The sequence below is a fragment of the uncultured Tenacibaculum sp. genome (assembly GCF_947499065.1).
In the GTDB taxonomy this organism is placed as follows: Bacteria; Bacteroidota; Bacteroidia; order Flavobacteriales; family Flavobacteriaceae; genus Polaribacter.
Genome location: NZ_CANMMT010000011.1, coordinates 73038 through 92562 on the forward strand (window position 1 = coordinate 73038; position 19525 = coordinate 92562).

11 protein-coding genes and 1 tRNA gene are annotated in these 19525 nt (G+C 32.0%); 2 read left to right on the forward strand and 10 right to left on the reverse strand.

Annotation, left to right across the window (positions count from 1 at the left end; translation table 11 throughout):
• Positions 1–117: 117 nt before the first annotated feature.
• From Q0958_RS16940 to Q0958_RS16980, 9 genes are read right to left on the reverse strand one after another with little or no spacing between them, the layout of a single operon-like run.
• Positions 118–1140: a UDP-glucose--hexose-1-phosphate uridylyltransferase gene (locus tag Q0958_RS16940; protein WP_299125237.1), complete on the reverse strand. Its 1023-nt coding sequence runs from the start codon at positions 1138–1140 to the stop codon at positions 118–120.
• 3 nt (positions 1141–1143) lie between these two features.
• Positions 1144–1584, reverse strand: coding sequence for a nuclear transport factor 2 family protein (locus Q0958_RS16945; protein WP_299125240.1), 441 nt, complete (start codon positions 1582–1584; stop codon positions 1144–1146).
• An 8-nt stretch (positions 1585–1592) separates the two neighbouring features.
• A complete protein-coding gene (galK, locus tag Q0958_RS16950) occupies positions 1593–2738 on the reverse strand; it encodes a galactokinase (RefSeq protein WP_299125243.1) in 1146 nt (381 codons plus the stop codon).
• Entirely contained in the window at positions 2739–4385 is a 1647-nt protein-coding gene (locus Q0958_RS16955; protein ID WP_299125246.1) for a solute:sodium symporter family transporter, read from the reverse strand.
• 3 nt (positions 4386–4388) lie between these two features.
• Positions 4389–7532 (reverse strand): glycoside hydrolase family 2 TIM barrel-domain containing protein, encoded by a 3144-nt coding sequence (locus Q0958_RS16960; protein ID WP_299125248.1) that lies wholly within the window; start codon positions 7530–7532, stop codon positions 4389–4391.
• A gap of 17 nt (positions 7533–7549) precedes the next feature.
• On the reverse strand, positions 7550–10576 hold the full coding sequence (locus tag Q0958_RS16965; protein ID WP_299125250.1) for an aminotransferase class III-fold pyridoxal phosphate-dependent enzyme: 3027 nt from the start codon (positions 10574–10576) through the stop codon (positions 7550–7552).
• The gene (locus Q0958_RS16970) at positions 10576–12588 is read right to left on the reverse strand and encodes a trehalase family glycosidase (protein WP_299125252.1); all 2013 of its coding nucleotides are present in this window, start codon (positions 12586–12588) and stop codon (positions 10576–10578) included. Before Q0958_RS16970 ends, Q0958_RS16965 begins: the two co-directional genes overlap by 1 nt.
• Positions 12581–13474, reverse strand: a complete 894-nt coding sequence (locus Q0958_RS16975; RefSeq protein ID WP_299125255.1) for an aldose 1-epimerase — start codon at positions 13472–13474, stop codon at positions 12581–12583. Before Q0958_RS16975 ends, Q0958_RS16970 begins: the two co-directional genes overlap by 8 nt.
• Before the next feature lie 3 nt (positions 13475–13477).
• Positions 13478–14476 (reverse strand): GntR family transcriptional regulator, encoded by a 999-nt coding sequence (locus Q0958_RS16980; protein WP_299125258.1) that lies wholly within the window; start codon positions 14474–14476, stop codon positions 13478–13480.
• Between the two features lie 177 nt (positions 14477–14653).
• Between Q0958_RS16980 and Q0958_RS16985 the strand changes: the two genes are divergently transcribed.
• Both Q0958_RS16985 and Q0958_RS16990 read left to right on the forward strand, forming a co-directional pair.
• On the forward strand, positions 14654–17782 hold the full coding sequence (locus Q0958_RS16985; protein ID WP_299125261.1) for a TonB-dependent receptor: 3129 nt from the start codon (positions 14654–14656) through the stop codon (positions 17780–17782).
• 15 nt (positions 17783–17797) lie between these two features.
• Positions 17798–19336, forward strand: a complete 1539-nt coding sequence (locus Q0958_RS16990; RefSeq protein WP_299125262.1) for a RagB/SusD family nutrient uptake outer membrane protein — start codon at positions 17798–17800, stop codon at positions 19334–19336.
• A 113-nt stretch (positions 19337–19449) separates the two neighbouring features.
• Here the strand turns inward: Q0958_RS16990 and Q0958_RS16995 are convergent.
• Positions 19450–19523 (reverse strand) — tRNA-Asp (locus tag Q0958_RS16995).
• Positions 19524–19525 lie beyond the last annotated feature (2 nt).

A 19525-nucleotide genomic window follows, 5' to 3' on the forward strand; every position in this document is an offset into this window, starting at 1 on the left:
GTAACATCGTTTGTTTTGTTTTTGTTGTACGGGACAAATCTTGAAAATTAATTTTAGAAAACCAAATTTAATTGTTGTTTTTTTAAATAATCTATTTAAGTCTTGTTTTTAAAGAGGTTAAAAGATTAATTTTTTTAAACTATCAGCAGCATTTTCTGCAGTGATGTCTCTTTGTGGCATTCCAAACATTTCATATCCAACCATAAACTTTTTTACACTAGCACTACGAAGTAGAGGAGGGTAAAAGCTCATATGCCAATGCCAATAATCCTTGTTTAGATCATTACAAGGAGCTTGATGTATACCACTTGAGTAAGGAAAAGAGCAATTAAAAAGCTTGTCGTATGCACTTGTAATCTTAGAAATAGCTTCAGCAAAGTCTACTCGTTCTTTTGGTGTTAATAGACTAATGTTTGCTTGTTGCTTTTTAGGGATTATCATGGTCTCGTACGGCCAAATAGCCCAAAAAGGAATTATAACTACGAAATTTTCGTTTTCAAATAATATACGTTCATTTTTTTCTAACTCTTGTTTTAAATAGTTTTCTAGTAACGAACTTTTGTTAATATTGAAATACAGTTTCTGTTGATTGTCTTTTTTACTAATCTCATTTGGAATACTAGATTGTGCCCATATTTGACCATGAGGGTGAGGGTTGCTACAGCCCATAACAGCTCCTTTATTTTCAAAAATTTGAACATAGTTAATGAAGTCTAATTTACTTAACTCTGAATATTCTTTTTGCCATAGTGAAACCACTTTTTCAATGGCACTTTTATCCATGTCAGCTAATGTTTTTGAATGGTTCGAGCTAAAACAAATTACTTTACAAATTCCTTTTTCAGATTCAGCTTTTAGTAATCCGTCATCTATAGAAAAATTAGGTGTTTCATTTTGTAAAGCAGCGAAATCATTGGTGAAAACATAGGTGTCTTTATAGTCTGGGTTTTGTTCTCCGTTAGCACGGGTATTACCTGGGCATAAATAACAACTAGAATCGTATGTTGGTCTTTTATTTTGAGTTGTATCTTCTTCTTGACCTTGCCATGGGCGTTTTGCTCTATGTGGAGAAACTAGTACCCACTCGCCAGTTAAAATGTTGAAACGTTTATGCGAGTAATTATCTAAATGTGAATTCATATTTTAACAAGAAGTATCTGCAATAATTTTCCATTCACCATTTATTTTTTTGAAGATAATCATAAATACTCCATTGGCATTGCCAACTGGACGTGTTAAATGATATTCTCCCATAACAAAATAAGCGTTGTTATTTATTTTACTAATATCGTTAACCTTAAATTTTAAAGTACCACTGTGGTCTTTTGTTGGGTATCCTTTTTTGTAATTAGCCAATGTCTTATTCCAGCCATATGTTAAGCCGCTACTGCCATAAAATTTTAAAGAATCATTTTTCCAATATCCTTGCATGAATCCCTCTAAATCATGATTTGACCATGCTTTCTCTTGAGATTTCATGATAGTCAAAATTTCTTTTTTATCTGTAGCTTCTGATGTTTTTTGGCTTTCTTTTTGACAAGAAATACCTATAAGTACAAAGGTGATTAAAATTAGTTTCTTCATTTTGTATGTTATATTATTTGTGTTCCGTTGGATAAATTTACTTTGTAAATAGCACAATTGTGTTTGAATTTTTGTGCATATTCTTGTTGTATTTGTGTTAAGAAAGCTTCTTTTTCTGAGGTTTTAATTAGGTTAATTGTACAGCCTCCAAATCCGCCTCCCATCATTCTAGCACCTATTACCGAAGAATGTTTTTGTGCTTTATGAACTAAAAAATCTAATTCAGGGCAACTTACTTTATATTGTTTTGAAAGCCCTTCATGAGATTCGAAAAGTAAGCTTCCAAATTTTGATACATTATCGGTTTCTAATGATTTTACAGCTTGTAATGTACGTTTGTTTTCTTTAATTACATACAGAGCTTGTTCATATTCTTCTAAAGAGATTTTATCTTTTATAGTAATTAAATCATGCTCTTTAATATCTCTTAGGCTAGATTTCTTTAATAATTTAGATATGCTTTCACACACAACACGTCTTTTGTTGTATGCACTATCAGCTAATGAATGTTTTACATTTGTGTTGATTAGGATAAGCTCATAGTTTCCAAAATTAGCTGTATGTATTGTTGCATCAAGTGTTCTACAATCCAAATGCAAGGCTTTGTTTTTTTGACCAAACATGGATGCGTATTGATCCATAATTCCACATTTAACACCAACAAAATTATGTTCGGCCTGTTGTGAAATAAAAATCATTTCTTGTTTTGTTAATTGAAGTTGAAATACTTCATTTAACCCAAAAACAATACTATTTTCGAGTGCAGCAGAAGATGATAAACCTGCTCCAAAAGGAATATCTCCAGAGAATACCAGATTAAAATTAGAAACTATTTTTCCTTTTTTTTGAATTTCGCTTACAACACCTAAAATATAATTTTGCCATCCATTAGTTGTAAGAGGAGAAACAGAACTTGTGGTAAATTCATGTTGCTCATTTTTGTCTAAAGCAACAATAGTACTTTTATTTGTTTCAGATTGTTGAATTGCAGTATAAATACCTTTGTCTATGGCAGCTGGAAATACAAAACCTTCATTGTAATCGGTATGTTCTCCAATTAAATTAATTCTTCCGGGAGAAAAAACTAATAAAGGTTCTGTCTTAAAGTAATTTAAGAACTCTTGTTGTACTTGTTCTTTTAATGATTGATTCATTTATGCAAAATATATATATACTCCAATTACAATTAGACATATGATAAGTCCCACTTGTTTTACATATTTCCAGGGTTTTATATCTACTTGTTCTGTGTATTTTTGAACATAATCTTCTGTTCTTGGTTTTAGTTTACCTATAATTAACATGATTCCTACATTTAATAAAAATAGAATAGCCATGATGTCTAAAAAATGTGGATATGCATTAGCTTTTACTAAGGCTAGTTCAGCTGTGTCAACAATACCTGAAGTTTTAGCTTTTGCTAAGGCATTATCTACAAAATAAGGCTGTAAAAAGAATTGGCTTAGAATGTATAATAGACAACCTGATATTAAACCTATTTTGGCTGCTATAGCAGGAACTCTTTTGGTTAAGAAACCAACAACTATGATAGTTAAAATAGGGATGCTGTAAATACCATTTACTTCTTGTAAATATTTAAATAAACTCCCAGCATTAGCTATTAAAGGAGCTATAAACATAGCAGCAAAAGCTAAAATGACTCCAAATAATTTACCATATTTTACAACTGTTTTTTCGTTAGCATCTTTGTTTATATGTTGTTTGTAAACATCTATTCCGAATAATGTTACAGCACTATTTAAAACACTATTGAAGGAACTTAAAATAGCTCCAAACAATACTGCTGCAAAAAATCCAACCCAAGCTTTTGGTAACACTTTATTGACTAGCATAGGGTAAGCATCATCCGGATTTTCTAAACTACCATTAAATAAATGAAAAGCGATTAATCCAGGTAATACTACTATTAAAGGACCTAATATTTTTATAAAAGAAGCTAATAATAATCCTTTTTGGCCTTCTTCTAAGTTTTTAGCAGCTAAAGCTCTCTGAATTATTTGTTGGTTAGTTCCCCAATAAAATAATTGAACTAACATCATTCCAGTAAAAATGGTGTAAAAAGGAACTGGGTCAGTTGGTCCTCCCATGGATTTAAATTTCTCTGGGTTTTCTGTAGTTAATATGGAAATTCCATCAAAAAAACTACCATCTCCAATCATTATTAATCCGAAGATAGGGATTAATAATCCTCCTATAAGTAAACCAATAGCATTAATAGTATCAGAAACGGCTACAGCTTTTAGTCCTCCAAATACAGCGTATATAGAGCCAATAATTCCAATTCCCCAAACACAAATCCAAATAGATTGTGTGTGTGAAACATTTAACAACTCTGGAATGTTAAACATACCACTAATAGCTAATGAACCTGAATATAAAATTACAGGTAATAAGACCACAACATACCCTGTTAAGAATAGGATAGAAGTCCATGTTTTTGTAGCTACGTCGAAACGTTCTGATAAAAATTGAGGAATTGTTGTTAGTCCTCCTTTTAAATATCTAGGAAGTAAAAACATAGCGGTTACAATCATGGCAATTGCTGCTAAGGTTTCCCATACCATTACCGATAAGCCGCTTTCATATGCTGATCCGTTTAGTCCAACAATTTGTTCGGTAGATAGGTTTGTAAGTAACAATGATCCTGCAATAACACCTGCAGTTAAACTTCTTCCTCCAAGAAAGTACCCATCGGAAGTGTTTTCGTTAGTTTTTCTTGTTTTGAGGTAAGAAATAATAGCAACAAGAATTGTGAATCCTAGAAATGTGATAAACTGCATGTGTTATTTTTTTAGAGGTTGAATTGTAAAGGTATAAGTATAATTTTTATTTGCTGGAATGGTATATTCAGGATGAACCAAACGTCCCCAAGAAGTATCTCCTCCAACACCCATTTGTAAATAGTCAATATTCCATTGTACAGTGTTTCCTATTTTAATATCTGCTCCATGCTTTTTAGTTACTGGTACTAGTCCAGAAGCTGATTTTCCTGCTTCTTCACTACTAAAATCTATTTCAGACATTGAAAAAGGCCATGCGCTGGTATTTAATAAATCATTACTTTCTAGATGAAGAGTTAATTTGTCAGAAGATAATTTTGCCCATCGAATGTCCGATTTATTTCCTGTTTCTTGGGGGCGCGAATAACGTTCAAATTGTGTATTGATTTTACCTGAATAAACTCCTGTTTTTTGCCCTGTTTTGCGATCCCAATAACTTTCTTCTGGACCTTTTCCATACCAAGAAATATCTGTGAAATTATTAGGTAGGGTTAAATACATACCTAGTCTTGGAATGTTTGGTAATTCTTTTTTATTAGGTTTGAAGTGATAGTTAATAGTTAATTGACCTTCTGGTGATACGGTGTACTTAACTTTTGTTATTGCTTCGTTTTTAGGAGTTGAGCATGTTACTTCAAAAACAACATTGTTATTTATAACTTTTGGAATTGATGTTAAGCTTGATGTGTATTTGTAACTAGCGTTTTGCCAAATCTTAGCCCATTTATCCATTCCATTTCCTAAATCATTATCTGTTGGTGGTCGCCAAAAATTAGGTTTTATAGGATGATTCGTAATTAGAATGTTTTCAAAATGCCAAGAAACAATTTCTCCTGTTTTAGCATTGAGTTTTAAATTGAATTTATTGTTTTTAACTTCAATAATATCGTTATCAGTTATCTCAATTGGAGTAGCTTCAGGTTTATTTATTTCTGTGAACTCTAAAAGAGGTGTTTGTTCTTTTGATGCTTCTTGAATAATAAATTCATCCCAAGCTATTTCGTGATTTTTAGGGAGTAAACCTTTGCTTTCTTTTTGATGTAAACTTACACGTATGATATATTCTGATTTCGAATGAAACTTAGGAAAGTTTTTTCTGTCTATTTTTAAAATGATACTTTCTTGAGGTTGAACATTGATGTCGGTTAATTCTTTTTTATTGACAACCTTTCCATTTTCTAATAACTCAAAAGAAATTATTTTGTCTGAAAAATCTGCAAAGAAGTTTTTATTGGTAAGTTTTATTTCTTCATTGTCTAAATATTCAAAATGTGCAGGCTCATATACTTTTTTAACTTCAGATAAATGTGGGTGAGGATTGCGATAAGGGTCTACCAAACCATTGTTTAAAAAGTTACCATCAGTAGGTAAATCTGGGTGATAATCATGTCCATAAGCTAAATATGGATTCCCATTTTTATCTTTGTATTCTAAACTTTGATCTACCCAATCCCAAATATACCCACCTTGAAGATTTGGGTATTTTTCAATAATATCCCAGTAATCTTGTAAGTTACCTACAGAGTTTCCCATAGCATGACAGTATTCAATCATTACTGATGGTTTTTTGGAATTTGATTTCCCGTGATTGATTAAATATTCAGGTTTTGGATACATTGGGCAATAAATATCTGTATAATCTTCTTTGCCTGCTGGTTCGTATTGTACAATTCTATTATCGTCTTGTGCTTTTAACCATTTATAGGTTGTTTTAAAAACGTTACCTTCTCCTGCTTCATTACCTAAAGACCAAGAGTAAATAGATGGATGATTTCTGTCTCGATAGTACATACGTTTGGTGCGAGCCATATGAGCAGGTAACCAACTCATTTCATTTCCTATTTGAGTTTCTTTATTAATAGCTAAAGGATGACTTTCAATATTTGCTTCGTCTATTACATATAAACCATATTTGTCACATAAGTCTAACCAATATGAATCGTTAGGGTAGTGCGCTGAACGTACTGCGTTTATATTATTTTGTTTCATAAGTGTAATATCTTTTAGCATAGATGTTTTAGATATTACGTGCCCAGTAAAAGGGTCTGTCTCATGTCTGTCTACTCCTTTAAAGTAAACTGGTTTACCGTTTATAAGAATTTGTGAGTTTTTAATTTCTACACGTTTAAAACCAACATGTTTATTGATGAATTGATTGTAATTCAATGATATTCTCAAATCATATAAATTAGGTGATTCGGCAGACCAAGATTTTATGTTTTTAACAATCTTTTTAGTAGTAATTTGAACTGTTGAATTTGCAGGTATTTTAATTTCTTCATTTGAATTTATGATGGTACCTTTTTTGTCAAGTAGCTGGACTACTAAATTTTGATTAATCAGAATATCTGTGTTGTTGGTTATAGAAACAGTTCCGTCAAAAATTCCATGCTTATAAGAATCGTCCAAAGTGGTTTTGATATGGTAATCTGAAATAAATACTTTAGGTTGAGAATATAAGTACACATCTCTTTCAATACCACTCATTCTCAACATATCTTGGCTTTCTAAATAGCTAGCATCACTCCATCTAAACATTTGCAGTGCTATAGTATTTTTGCCTTCTTTTAAATAAGAAGTTATATTAAACTCAGCAGGAGTTTTGCTTCCTTGTGAATAGCCTACATATTTTCCATTCATATACACGTACATTGCTGACTTAGCTCCTGCAAAATGAAGGATAATATCTTCCTTTAAAAAGTTCTTGTCTAATGTTATCGTTTTTCGGTATGTTCCAACAGGATTGTAATCTTTTGGAGCCTCTGGCCATTTTGTAGTGAAAGGGTAACGTTCATCTAGATATATTGGATTTCCATAACCTTCAACTTCCCAATTTGCTGGAACTTTAATAGTACTCCAATGATTATCATTGAAATTGATATTGTGGAAAGTGGTGGGTCTTTCTTGTGGGTTTTTTGTCCAATGAAATTTCCAATTTCCATTTAAGTTTATAAAGCGTGTTGAATTTTCCTTTTCTTTAATGTCGCCCGATTCAAAAGCAAAAAATGAAGCACGAGGAGGAAGTTTGTTTTCTTCAAATATTTGATGATTGAAATGATTCTTTTGTTCAGGAACTTCTTCCAGAATTTCACTTTTACAACTCCATAAAAAGGAGATTAATAATATGATTAGATATTTTTTAGTCATGATGTTAGTGTTGTTTGTTAAAGTTGCATGAAATCCTCTTTAAAAATCAATTGCAAATAATGTATCAACTCTTTAGCATTCTCCTTGGTAAATACAATTGGAGGTTTTATTTTTAATACATTATAATCAGGTCCATCAGTACTCATTAAAATACCGTGTTCTTTCATACGATTTGCTAAGTAATCAGTTTGTTCTGGTAAAGGATTTAATTCGGTATCTGTTAATTCAAAACCTAAGAATAAACCTTGTCCTCGTACATCTCCTATGATAGGAAATTCCTTAGCTAGTTTTTTTAATTCCTCTTTTAGGTAGTTACCTACATTTAAAGAGTTTTCTTGTAGTTTTTCTCTTTTTACAGTTCTAAGTACTTCTGTTCCTATGGCACAAGAAACTGGGTTGCCACCAAAAGTGTTGAAATACTCCATGCCATTAGCAAATTTATTTGCAACTTCTTGTGTACAAGCAACAGCAGCTAGTGGATGTCCGTTGCCTAAAGGTTTACCTATAGTTACAATATCTGGAATTACGTTGTGAAGTTGAAAGCCCCAGAAGGTTTTTCCTAGGCGTCCGCATCCTACTTGAACTTCATCTGAAATACATAAACCTCCAGCTTTTCTGATATTGCTGTATGCTTTTTCTAAGAAACCTTCAGGTAGTTCTATTTGTCCTCCGCAAGAAATAATAGGTTCTATTATAAAAGCTCCTACTTTACGTCCTTTTTTGTGAACTATATCTATTTGCTTTTGTACTTCTTCAGCATATTTGTCTCCTGTGTTTGTACCTCTGTATTTTCCTCTAAAAGCATCAGGCAAGGGAAATATGTGGGTGTGTTCTGGTGCTCCTTCACCTCCTTTTCCATCAAACTTATAAGAAGATATGTCAATACACATGTTAGTATTTCCATGGTATCCAATTTCGCTAGCAATAATATCTCTTGCGCCTGTAGCTGCTTTGACCATACGGATTGCTAATTCATTTGCTTCGCTTCCAGAATTTACAAAGTGTAAAACATTTAATTCTGGAGGTAAAGTTTCAATAAGTTCTTTAGCTAGTTTATTTATGTTTTCATGTAAATACCTTGAATTCGTATTTATAAGTGCCATTTGATTTTGTCCAGCCTTAACAACTTCATAGTGTTCGTGGCCTACATGAGCTACATTGTTAACAGTGTCTAAGTATTTACGACCATATTGATCCATTAAATACTGACCAGCTCCTCGAACCATTTTTATAGGAGTGTTGTATTGTAGGCTTAATCCTTTTCCTAAGTGTTGTTTTCTGTAGGAAATTAACGACTCGTTATCAATTGTTGTTATTTCTTCTAAAGCTTCTGATTTAAATAACAAGTTAGGATTTGGGCAAATACTTTTCCAAGTTTCTATTTGGCTGAAGTATGCTACACCTGGAAAATCGTTTTTATAATCAAATAAGGATAACATAACTTGGAAGTGTAAATGAGGTGCCCAGTTTCCGTTTTCTGGATGGTCTCCCAATTCTGCTATTTTTTCTCCTTTCTTTATGATATCTCCTAAGTTGTGTTTTGTTGCACTTTTAACTGTTAAATGACCATATAATGTATAGAACTCTAATTCATTAACTTGATGTTTTAAAACAATTAAACCTCCATATTCTTTATCTCCAGAATTGTTTGTAGCTATTATAACTTCACCATCTAAAATAGCATGAACAGCTGTGTTTGCAGATAACCAATAATCTATTCCTAAATGAATTGTTCTACTTTCTCTACCATAATTTCCAATGCTGTCATATTCTGTTGAGGTGTAGATAGGACGTGGTTCTAAATAGCCTCCTGCAATAATTTTACTTGGAACTGTTTTTTGTAATTGATTTAATTTGAATTGAAATAACTCTAAGTCGTTAAAATCTTGTTGATGTCCAATCCACTTACTAGATACACTTAAATCTAGAGGATGCACAATGTTTTTATTTATAGTAGGGAATAAATCTGATAAGTTGAATGCGTTTTCAGTAGTCCAGTTTTCAAATTGATTTTGTTGTGGGTGTGCTGTGTAGCCACAACTATTTCTAAAAGTATATTCAGCAAAATCTGGATGGATGTTTTTCCACTTTTTAAGTAGTTCCCAAGCAGGTTTTTCACTAATTAATAAATATTTGTTGTCTGGCTCTTTTTGTTTATTGATAGCCGATTTTGTTACGGATATTACTAATCGCATTGCTATAGCGATATATAGATGTGCAAGTTCATCCTCTTGTAAATGAAAAGAAGAATGGTAACCTTTTACAATGGGTATAGCAGCTGTTAAGGGGTCGTTGTGATGCATAATACAATAAGCACAACTAATAGCTAAATCGTTTATGATTTGAGTGTGGACAGAATCTCCATAATCAATTGCAGCTTTTACAGTAGGGTTTAATTTATTGCTAGAAACGATAACGTTATTGTCGTTAGCATCATTGTGGACTACTGCTTTTCGAAGTTTTGTATAAGTTGATTGAACAGTTTCGAATTGTTGTTGAAATGTATTAAGTATTTCTTTTTCTTCTTTAGAAAACAACTCTAAATGTTCTTTTGTCCATAATGATTGAGCAACATCCCAATCAAATTTTCTATGAGCTTCTGGATGATCAAATCCTTGTAGTGATTGTGTTAATAAACCACATTGTTTTCCTAAACTTAATCTTAATTCGTCTAATTGGGGATTTACACTGCTCCATACTCTTCCAGAAATCCATGTAAGTAAACGTACTTTTCGTGTTTTACCAAAGCTATCTGTAATTTCTGAAATAGCATTTCCATTTCTATCCTCTATTACTTTTGGAGTAACTAGACTTGTTGTGTTATTATCTACGTATTGTAATAACTTTTGCTGAAAATCTAAATAGTTTACATCTTCTTCAGGACGAGATATTTTTAACACATATCCTTCGTTGTTTTCTACTTTTATCCTGAAATTAAAATCTACTTCACCAGGTAGTGAAGTTGCTGTTCCTTTTAAATTAAAAAGTTCTAAAAGAATTTCTTCAGCTTGCTGAGTCGATATTTTTATTTGATTGTAGTTCATTAGTCTTTTTGTAATAGCATAATAATATGTGCAGCGCTCCAGCTAAAGTTTTTAGCATGTAAGCCTTTTCCTGTTAAAGGGTGGTAATTTTCTCTAATCGATTTACCGTCTTCTAATAAGCCTTCTGCTCCTTTTAAAATTTGAATAGTAGCTTTGTCTGCTTCTGAATGAAAACCATAATTGCGTAAGCTTTTTACGCCAAAGTAAGATTGGTCTAGCCAATTAGGTCCTCTCCAGTATCCTTTTAATGGATCAAATTTAGGATGATCGGCACTCATAGTTTGAAAGGGGACTTTTGTGTAAAACTTAGCAGTATTCATCATTTTATTTTTTACTGCTTCTGCTTGTTCTTGTGTAGCCGCATTTGCCCATAAAGCAGTCCAGCCTTCACTTCCTTCTCCTTTAATAAAAGTTGTTCCTTCTAAGTTAGTATCGTAAAACCAACCATCATTTTTATCGTAAAATTGTTCCTGAATTTTAGTTTTTAATTTGTTGGCATCTGTAATAAATTGCTGACTTTCCTCAGTGAGTTTTAATTTGGTTGCTAATTGACTTAAGTATATTTTTTCAGCATAAAGATATGCGTTTAAGTCAACACTTTCTTGATTTAAAGAATAAGCACCCTCTTCATTTTTTAAAATTTTAGAATTGTCAAATCGTATAGCGTTGTCCATACCGCTTTCCCATTTTGCAGCAATTAAACTTCCGTCTGTAGATCCATATTCGCAAAGTCCATCTTTGTCATGGTCTCTTTTGTTGTACCACCACTGGTGATATTTTTTTAGCTTAGGATAAAATTCTTTAACGAATTCAATATCCTTGTCTTTGTTATAAATTTTAGAAACTGCCCATGCAGATAGAGGTGGTTTGGTATCACGATAATTATGCTTCTCTATTAGAGTGTCTCTAAAAACGCAATCGACAATAAAACCATCATCTTTTTGAAAATGAAACATTAATCTCATTTGTTCTTTGGCAAGTTTTGTGTCGTAGTAAGATAACCCAACAGCATGTTTCCAAGAATCCCAAGACCAAAAACCATTAAACCATTTATAGTGATAACTTGGGAATAAGCCTTCGTGTTTAATTTCTCCAGCTGGTATACGCCAATTGTTTTGTAAAGTTAAATGTGCTTTAATTAATGCTTTGTTGTATGTGCTATCTTGAAATTGTTTTTTGCTGTTTTTTATTAATGAAGCTAGTTGTGTTTCTTTTTCTTTTTTTTTCTTTTGTAAGACTTCTTCAAAATCAGCATTTTTAATGTTGTCTTTTTCTTTATCCCATGAATATTCTGGGAAAATGAAGGATTGAGAAATTACAAACGATTTTTTTTCGTTTGGTTTTAAAATCAATTTATTGTGGGCTTGATAATGTAGATTGTCTATTAGTTTTATTTCAACATTTTTTGGAAATATAAGATGTCCTTTTGCTAAAGAATTGGTTGAGTGTATTTTTAATTCATTCTTTTCAAGTTCAAAAGAAATTCCATCAGCAAATATTGGTGAATGACCCCAGTTCAATGATAAATCTTTCTCCTTCTTTGAATTGTTTTTTATAGTTGTTTCGATTAAAGCTGTATGCCCATTTTTAAAAACAAGTTTTTGAGTAATTTCTAATTCCTTGGTGTTAAAAGTTTGCTCTAGATGACTTGTATAAGCATTAGAACTTATGTTTTTAAAACTCTTAGGGTAATTATCATTTTCAATAATGCTTAAATTAGTAAATGAGGTTGTTAGCCATATACCATTTTGTTGTGTCATCAAAAAAGGACCACTAAAACCTATTGATTCAGCTGTGTTTTCATGAAAACTGTAAGCAAACCAAGCTCCTTGATCTGAAAACATTAGTCCTTCTTTATCAAATTTTTGCTGAGGACTTATCTTATAGTCAAGAATGTTTGCATACATATTGGTATGCTTGGGTGTTTTTCTTGAATCGGTTTTTTGTTTTGAGTTACAACTTAGTAAAACAAGAACAAAAGTAAGTGCTGTTATGTATTTTAAATTATTCATTTTTTAATTGAATTGTCCATTGAATATTAAACTCTTCCTTAGATGGTAAAGTTTGTAGTCCTAATTTGTTGTTAAAGCTATTTGAAGGCCCTGTAACAGGTTCTATAGCAATATGATTTTCTAGGTCTGGAGTATAAATTTGTATATAGTTGTCGCTAAAAGAGGAATTTATCTTTAGTAAATAATCAGGGGTTTTAAATCTGATGAAATTATTTTTTAATAAGTAACAGTTGTCCAGTTTCTTATCCCCAATTTTAAATTTATACGGTGTTTTGTTGTTTTCGGTTTTTATAGGAATCATTTCCTTATCATGAATTATTTCCTTATCAGAATTTATTTCTAAAACGCTGTTTGCGATATTGTTAGAATAAAAATAAGGATGCCATCCAATAGTGAAAGGGAATGAATAATTATCATTATTGTTGATAGTTACATTTAAATTTAGTTGATTGTTAAATAAGGTATATGTTATTGCGATAGAAAATAGAAATGGAAATCCGTTTTCTTTTGTTTCTTGATTGTAAGTTAAGGTAACAGAAATCGAATGTTCATTGATTTCTTTTGATGTTAGTTTAAATGGTTTGTTATATATTAAACCATGTATAGCATTTGTGTTACAAGAAGAGTTTTTTTCTAGTTGATATTTCTGATTTAAATATTCATATTCACCATTTAAAATCCTATTGGCAAAAGGAAATAATATTGCAGAAGCATATGATTCTTTGTAAGATACTATGCTGGAAAAATCTTTAATAATAACTGAGTTGTTCAATATTAATTGAGTTAAACTTCCTCCGTTAATAAGAGATATTTCTGCTTTCGATTTATCATTATGCAAGGTGATATTAGTGCCTTGTTCAATAATGTTTTGTTTAATTGCTTGCAAATTTTACAGAGAATTTCTAATTATTAGTTTATTTTCATTTTCTATTTGCCCTTCTTCATTATTTGAAATCATTTGAGCAAGCTTTTTTCCCATGGCTTTAAAATCTGTAGAAATAGTGGTTATTCCATCTTCTACAATTTCTTTTAATAATGTGTCGTTGTATGAGATAATTCCAATGTCAGAAGCTATTTTAAACTTGGTTTCTTTAACCTTTTTAATAATTCGAATAAGGTTTCTATCGTCGGGTATTATAAATACATCACCTTTTTCAATTTCAAAACCTTCTAAAGATTCAATAACTGTGTTTTTAAATCTATTCATAGAACAGAATTTTTTAAAGCCTTTTAACAAGCCGTTGGGTTGTTTGTCTTTTTCAAAAAGAAAAACTAAATGATCATATTTTTTCAATAGTTTAAGTCCATCTAATAAACCATTAAAAATATCTTTTTCAAAGTTTTGGTATATGGCAGGGTAGTGAGATAGTTCGCTATTTGTTTGGTCTAATATGTATACCTTTTTCTGAGATATTTTATTTAAGATCAATTCTGTTTTCTTTAGTTTAGCGGGCATAATTATATAGTAATTATACTTTCCTAAATTGTCATAGATTAGTTTTTTAAAAACATCATAGTTGAAATGATGAAAGAAAATATCTACTTCTATGGTTTCATTAAGATTTTTTAGAAAAGAATTGTATAAGTCTTCTTTAAAGGCGTTAAGCTCGTCAAATAATAGAAAAACTTTTTGAGTTATGTATACACTTTCACTATTTACATAATACCCTTTTCCTGGGATTGATTCTATAATTCCTCTAACTTTTAAGTCGTTGTAGGCATATAAAATAGTATCTCTTGATAATTTATATTTAGTCCTAATGCTGTTGATTGAAGGGAGTTTATCTCCCAATTTTATTTGCTTTAATGCAATGGCGTTTTCTATAGAAGTAACAATTTGTTTGTACTTCGGAATACCTACGTTTTTTTCTATATGAATTATGCTCATGAAACAAATATATAATTTATTAAAACAAAAACAAACTGGTAGGTACTGGTTTGTTTTTTGTGTAACTAGTTTTAGATTAGCTGTGTACCTATGGCTTTTATAATTAATTATAATGTTTATGTATTAGAGAAAGCAAGCGGGGTGTATATAAAAATAAAAACTAATATTTTCTAACTTATGAAACAAAAGGAATTAAGATTACAACAAAAATTATTAAAAAAAGTCTTCTTGACCCTACTAGTTTGTTTTCTGTTGATTTTTTCTCAAAATGTATTTTCTCAAGAAGGCGAGATTACTGGGAAAATAACGGATAATAGTGGTGTGGGATTGCCAGGGGCTACAGTAACTGTTAAAGGTGAATTAAAAGGCGTAGAGGCAGATTTTAATGGAGATTACAAGATTAAGGCAGGTCCGGCAACTATATTGGTGTATAGTTTTGTTGGTTATGCATCTAAAGAAGTGTTGGTTGGAAATCAATTAACAATAAATGTAACCTTAGAAGAAGATAATACTTTGGAGGAAGTGGTTATTATAGGTTATGGTTCGCAAAAAAAGAGTGATGTAACTGGTGCAGTAGGTCAGGTAAAAGCAAAAGAGCTAACCAAAGTAGTAACTACGAATCCTACGGATGCGTTACAAGGAAGGGTTGCTGGAGTTACAGTAACATCATCTTCTGGAACGCCAGGAGGAGTAGCTGATATTTTAATAAGGGGAGTTGGAAGTTTTGGAAGTAATAGGCCATTGTTTATTGTTGATGGTGTACAGGCTGATCCTTATTTTATTGATGCAAATAATATTGAGTCTATAGAGGTATTGAAAGATGCTGCTTCGGCTTCAATTTATGGAACAAGAGCTGCAAATGGTGTGGTGATTATATCTACTAAAAAAGGAAAAAAAGGAAAAATTACTGTTGATATTGAGCAGTCTTTAAGTTTTAATACGCAAAGGAAAAAACTGAATTTGTTAGATGCAGATGGTTATGTTCAAGTGCATAGACAAATGTATGAAAATGCTGGTGTTGCTTTACCTAGTTATGTGGCAAATCCACCAAATGTTAATGCTGATTGGTTAGGGGCTACTCACAGAGATGGTGAATTGAAATTATTAAATGCGAGGGTTAGTGGAGCTTCGGAGAAGTTAAACTTTACTCTGGGAGGGAATTTTGCTGATGAAAAAGGAGTGTTAATAGGTTCAGAGTTTACTAAGAGAGGACTTTTTGCGAATGCAACTTTTACTGATGAAAGGCTGCAGGTGACTGGAGCTTTAAACTATTCTGAAACATATAGAGAGAATTATAAGTTCTCATTAAGAGAAACGTATCAGATATCTCCTTTAATTCCAATATTAGATCCAACTAAGCAATCTGGTTATGGGTATAGAGATGGAGATTTACCAGATCATAGAAATCCTGTGGGTGAAAATTTTTTTAGAGAAGGATATACGAAATTAAAGTATTTCATAGGGAATGTTGGGGTTAAGTATGAGTTGTTTGAAGGTTTAAAGTTGGGGGCAAATTATTCAATATCTAACTTGGCTAACTTTTCGTATGCTTTTCATAAGCCTTTTAGGGTGAGAGATGTTGATGGTAATGAACAGAATCAATACTTCTTTTTGTCGGAATACAACAGTGATTTTAGAAGAATTAATCAAGAGTATACTATAAACTATAAGACAGAAATTGGGAAACATGCAATTGAACTTTTAGGGGGGTATCAAAGAATTATAGAGCCTTTTTCAGAAACATATGTTCAGGCTGAAGGTTGGAAAATATCTGATCAAGACTTAGATGGTAATGGGGATTTAGATGATAAAGAACCGGTAACATTACTAGATGAAAATTTTAAAACATTGAATGCGTTTAGAACTGCTGAGGCAACATTCTCTGGAAGAGGAACAAATTCAGAATATACTTTAGCTTCGTTATTTGGAAGGGTTAATTATGCTTATGATAATAAATATTTATTTCAAGCAAGTATAAGAAGGGATGGTAGTTCTAAGTTTGGAAAGAATAATAAGTATGGTGTTTTTCCATCGTTTGCATTAGGTTGGAAAATTACTGAAGAGAGCTTTATGAATGATCAAGATATTTTTGACTTCTTAAAGTTAAGATTTAGTTGGGGAGAAGCTGGTAGTGATAATGCTTTAGGTAATTATGATTTTGTAGCATTAATTTCTCAGGGTGCTAACTCGTCAAATGGAGGGTATATTTTTGGAAACCCACAGACTTCGTATGTTGGAGGGATTGCTAGAGATTTAGAGAATCCAGATTTACAATGGGAAACGAATATTTCTTCAAACTTAGGGGTAGATTATTCGGTTTTAGATAATAAAATAAAAGGTTCTGTAAATTATTATAATACTAAAACAAAAGATTTATTAATTGTTAAAGAAGTGCCGCTTTCTAGTGGTGTACGTAATCCGGTAATTAATGTTGGTGAGTTTGAGAATAGTGGTGTTGAGTTTGAGTTAGGATATAATGAGAGTTTTAATGAGGTGAAATTTTCAGCATTTGCAACTTTTTCAACTTTAAATAGTGAGGTTACTAAATTGGCAAGACCAGGTCAGGTTTTAAGAGGTGCTGGTTTATTGTTTGGGTCTGATCATTTTGTAAATCAAACAAAAGTTGGTTATGAGCCAGGTGCTTATTTTTTACCAGTAGCTAATGGGATTTTTCAAAATCAAGCAGAAATTGATGCTCATGACCCAACAGGAACATTACAGCCAGATGCAAAGCCAGGAGATATTCGTTTTGTGGATCAAAATGGAGATGGGGTCTTAAATAGTGATGATGAAGTGTATTTAGGAAGTGCGTTGCCGAAATATGAGTACAGTTTAAATTTATCTGCAGATTACAGAGGTGTTGATTTTAATATCTTTTTTCAAGGAGTAGGGGGTAATAAAATTTATAATGGAAATAGATTTCAATCAATTGGAGTAGATACAGGAAGAAATTTTGAAGCGTCTTCATTAAATGCTTGGACGCCAACAAATACTAATACGGATATTCCAAGAGCAGTTTTAGGTGATCCTAATAGAAATAATAGAGCGTCTAGTAGATTTTTAGAAGATGGAAGTTATTTACGTATTAAAACAATTCAATTGGGATATTCGTTCCCGAAAAAGGTTTTGGATAAGTTGAGTATGAGTAAGTTGAGGTTCTTTATTACTGGGCAAAACCTATTCACTTTTACAAATTATAGCGGTTTAGATCCTGAGGTTGGAGGTTCGATTCTTTCGAGAGGTGTAGATAGAACTTTGTATCCACAGTATAAATCAGTGATTTTGGGAACGCAAATTCAATTTTAATTAAACAATCAGAAGATGAAAAAAATAATAACAACAGCATTACTAACATTAGTAGTTTTTATATCGTGTAATGATGATGATTTTTTAGATCAAAAATCACCTGATCAATTAACGTCTGATTCTTTTTGGAGAAATACAGATGATGCAATGTCTGGTTTGACAGCAGTTTATGCGGAATTGGAATCGAGAAGTAATTTTTGGGATGGATGGCAGGAAGGAAGGCCTATAATTGAGTATTATAGATCTGATTATGCTTTACCGGGTCCAGATGCTGTGAACTATGCACATTGGAGGGAGATATTTAATTTTAATTATACAAATGGGCATACGCATATTAATGTAGTTTGGAGAACAAACTATAAGGGATTGAATTTTGCAAACCAAGTAATTACTAAGGTTGGTCAAATGACGGCAGATCAGATATCTGATGCTGATAAAAAACAAATAATTGGCGAGGCAACTTTTTTAAGAGGTTATTATCATTTTAAATTGTTAACGTTATTTGAACAAATAATTTTAAGAACAGAAATTATAACTGCAGAAACTTTAGATAAAGCTTTATCTACAAGACCAGAGGCTTGGGCTGTAATTATAGAAGATTTTAAGCAAGCTGCAACAATGCTTAAAAATAAAGATGTTACAGAGCCAGGAAGGGCTACAAAAGGAGCTGCTTATGCATATTTAGGAAAAGCATATTTGTATAAGGCTGGTGATGTTACTTCTTCGGAAGCTACGGATTTTCAAAATGCTATAGATGCTTTCAAGCCTGTAATTGATGGAGGAACGGGTAGTTATAGTTTGGAACCTGATTTCTTAAGTCTTTTTAATGGAGAAAATGAAAATAATCAAGAATCTGTTTTTGAGTTGCAGTTTAAGTCTGGAGATGCTACTTCGTGGAATGCAACGAGGTTACATGCTTTTATTGGCGATTGGTCTATTGGAGGCTGGGGTGGATTAGAGGCTACTAAAGGTTTGGAAACGGTTATGAAGTCTGAAGGTATGGTGGCAACTAATGGTTTGTATGATAATAGACTATACGGAACTATTTATTTTAGAGACCCGTTCTTTAATAATGCTGCAAGTCCTCAAATGCAAGGGTATACTTGGGATCAGTTAATGAATTGGAAGTATTTTAATGTGAATGCAGATAAGGTGTATTTTAGAAAGTGGTTACCTAATTATGTTTGGAATAATTCTTATGTCGGGGTTAACGTGGTTTTAATGCGTTATGCTGATGTAATGCTGATGTATGCTGAAGCTCTAAATGAGACTGGAGCAACAGCGCAAGCAATACCATTAATAAATAAGGTAAGAGAAATACATGGTTTAATGCCAGCGATTACTGTTACTTCCAAAGATGATGTGAAAAATCAAATTATTCACGAAAGAACTATGGAGTTAACATTGGAGTCTACAAGATTTTTTGATTTAAGAAGATGGGGGATGTTAGATCAAGCTATGCAGGCAGCTAATAGAACTGGATTTACTTCTGCAGGACATGCGTATTTACCGGTACCATTGTCGGAAATTAATAATAATAATGAAGTGAATTAATTTTGTAATTATTTCTTCATTGATTGAAGGGTGGCTGAGGTGTAAAAACCTCAGCTATTTTTTTGAAATAAATGTAAAATAAAAAAAGCTTCTCAAATTTGAGAAGCTTTTTGCGGTCTGGACGGGACTCGAACCCGCGACCCCATGCGTGACAGGCATGTATTCTAACCAGCTGAACTACCAGACCGT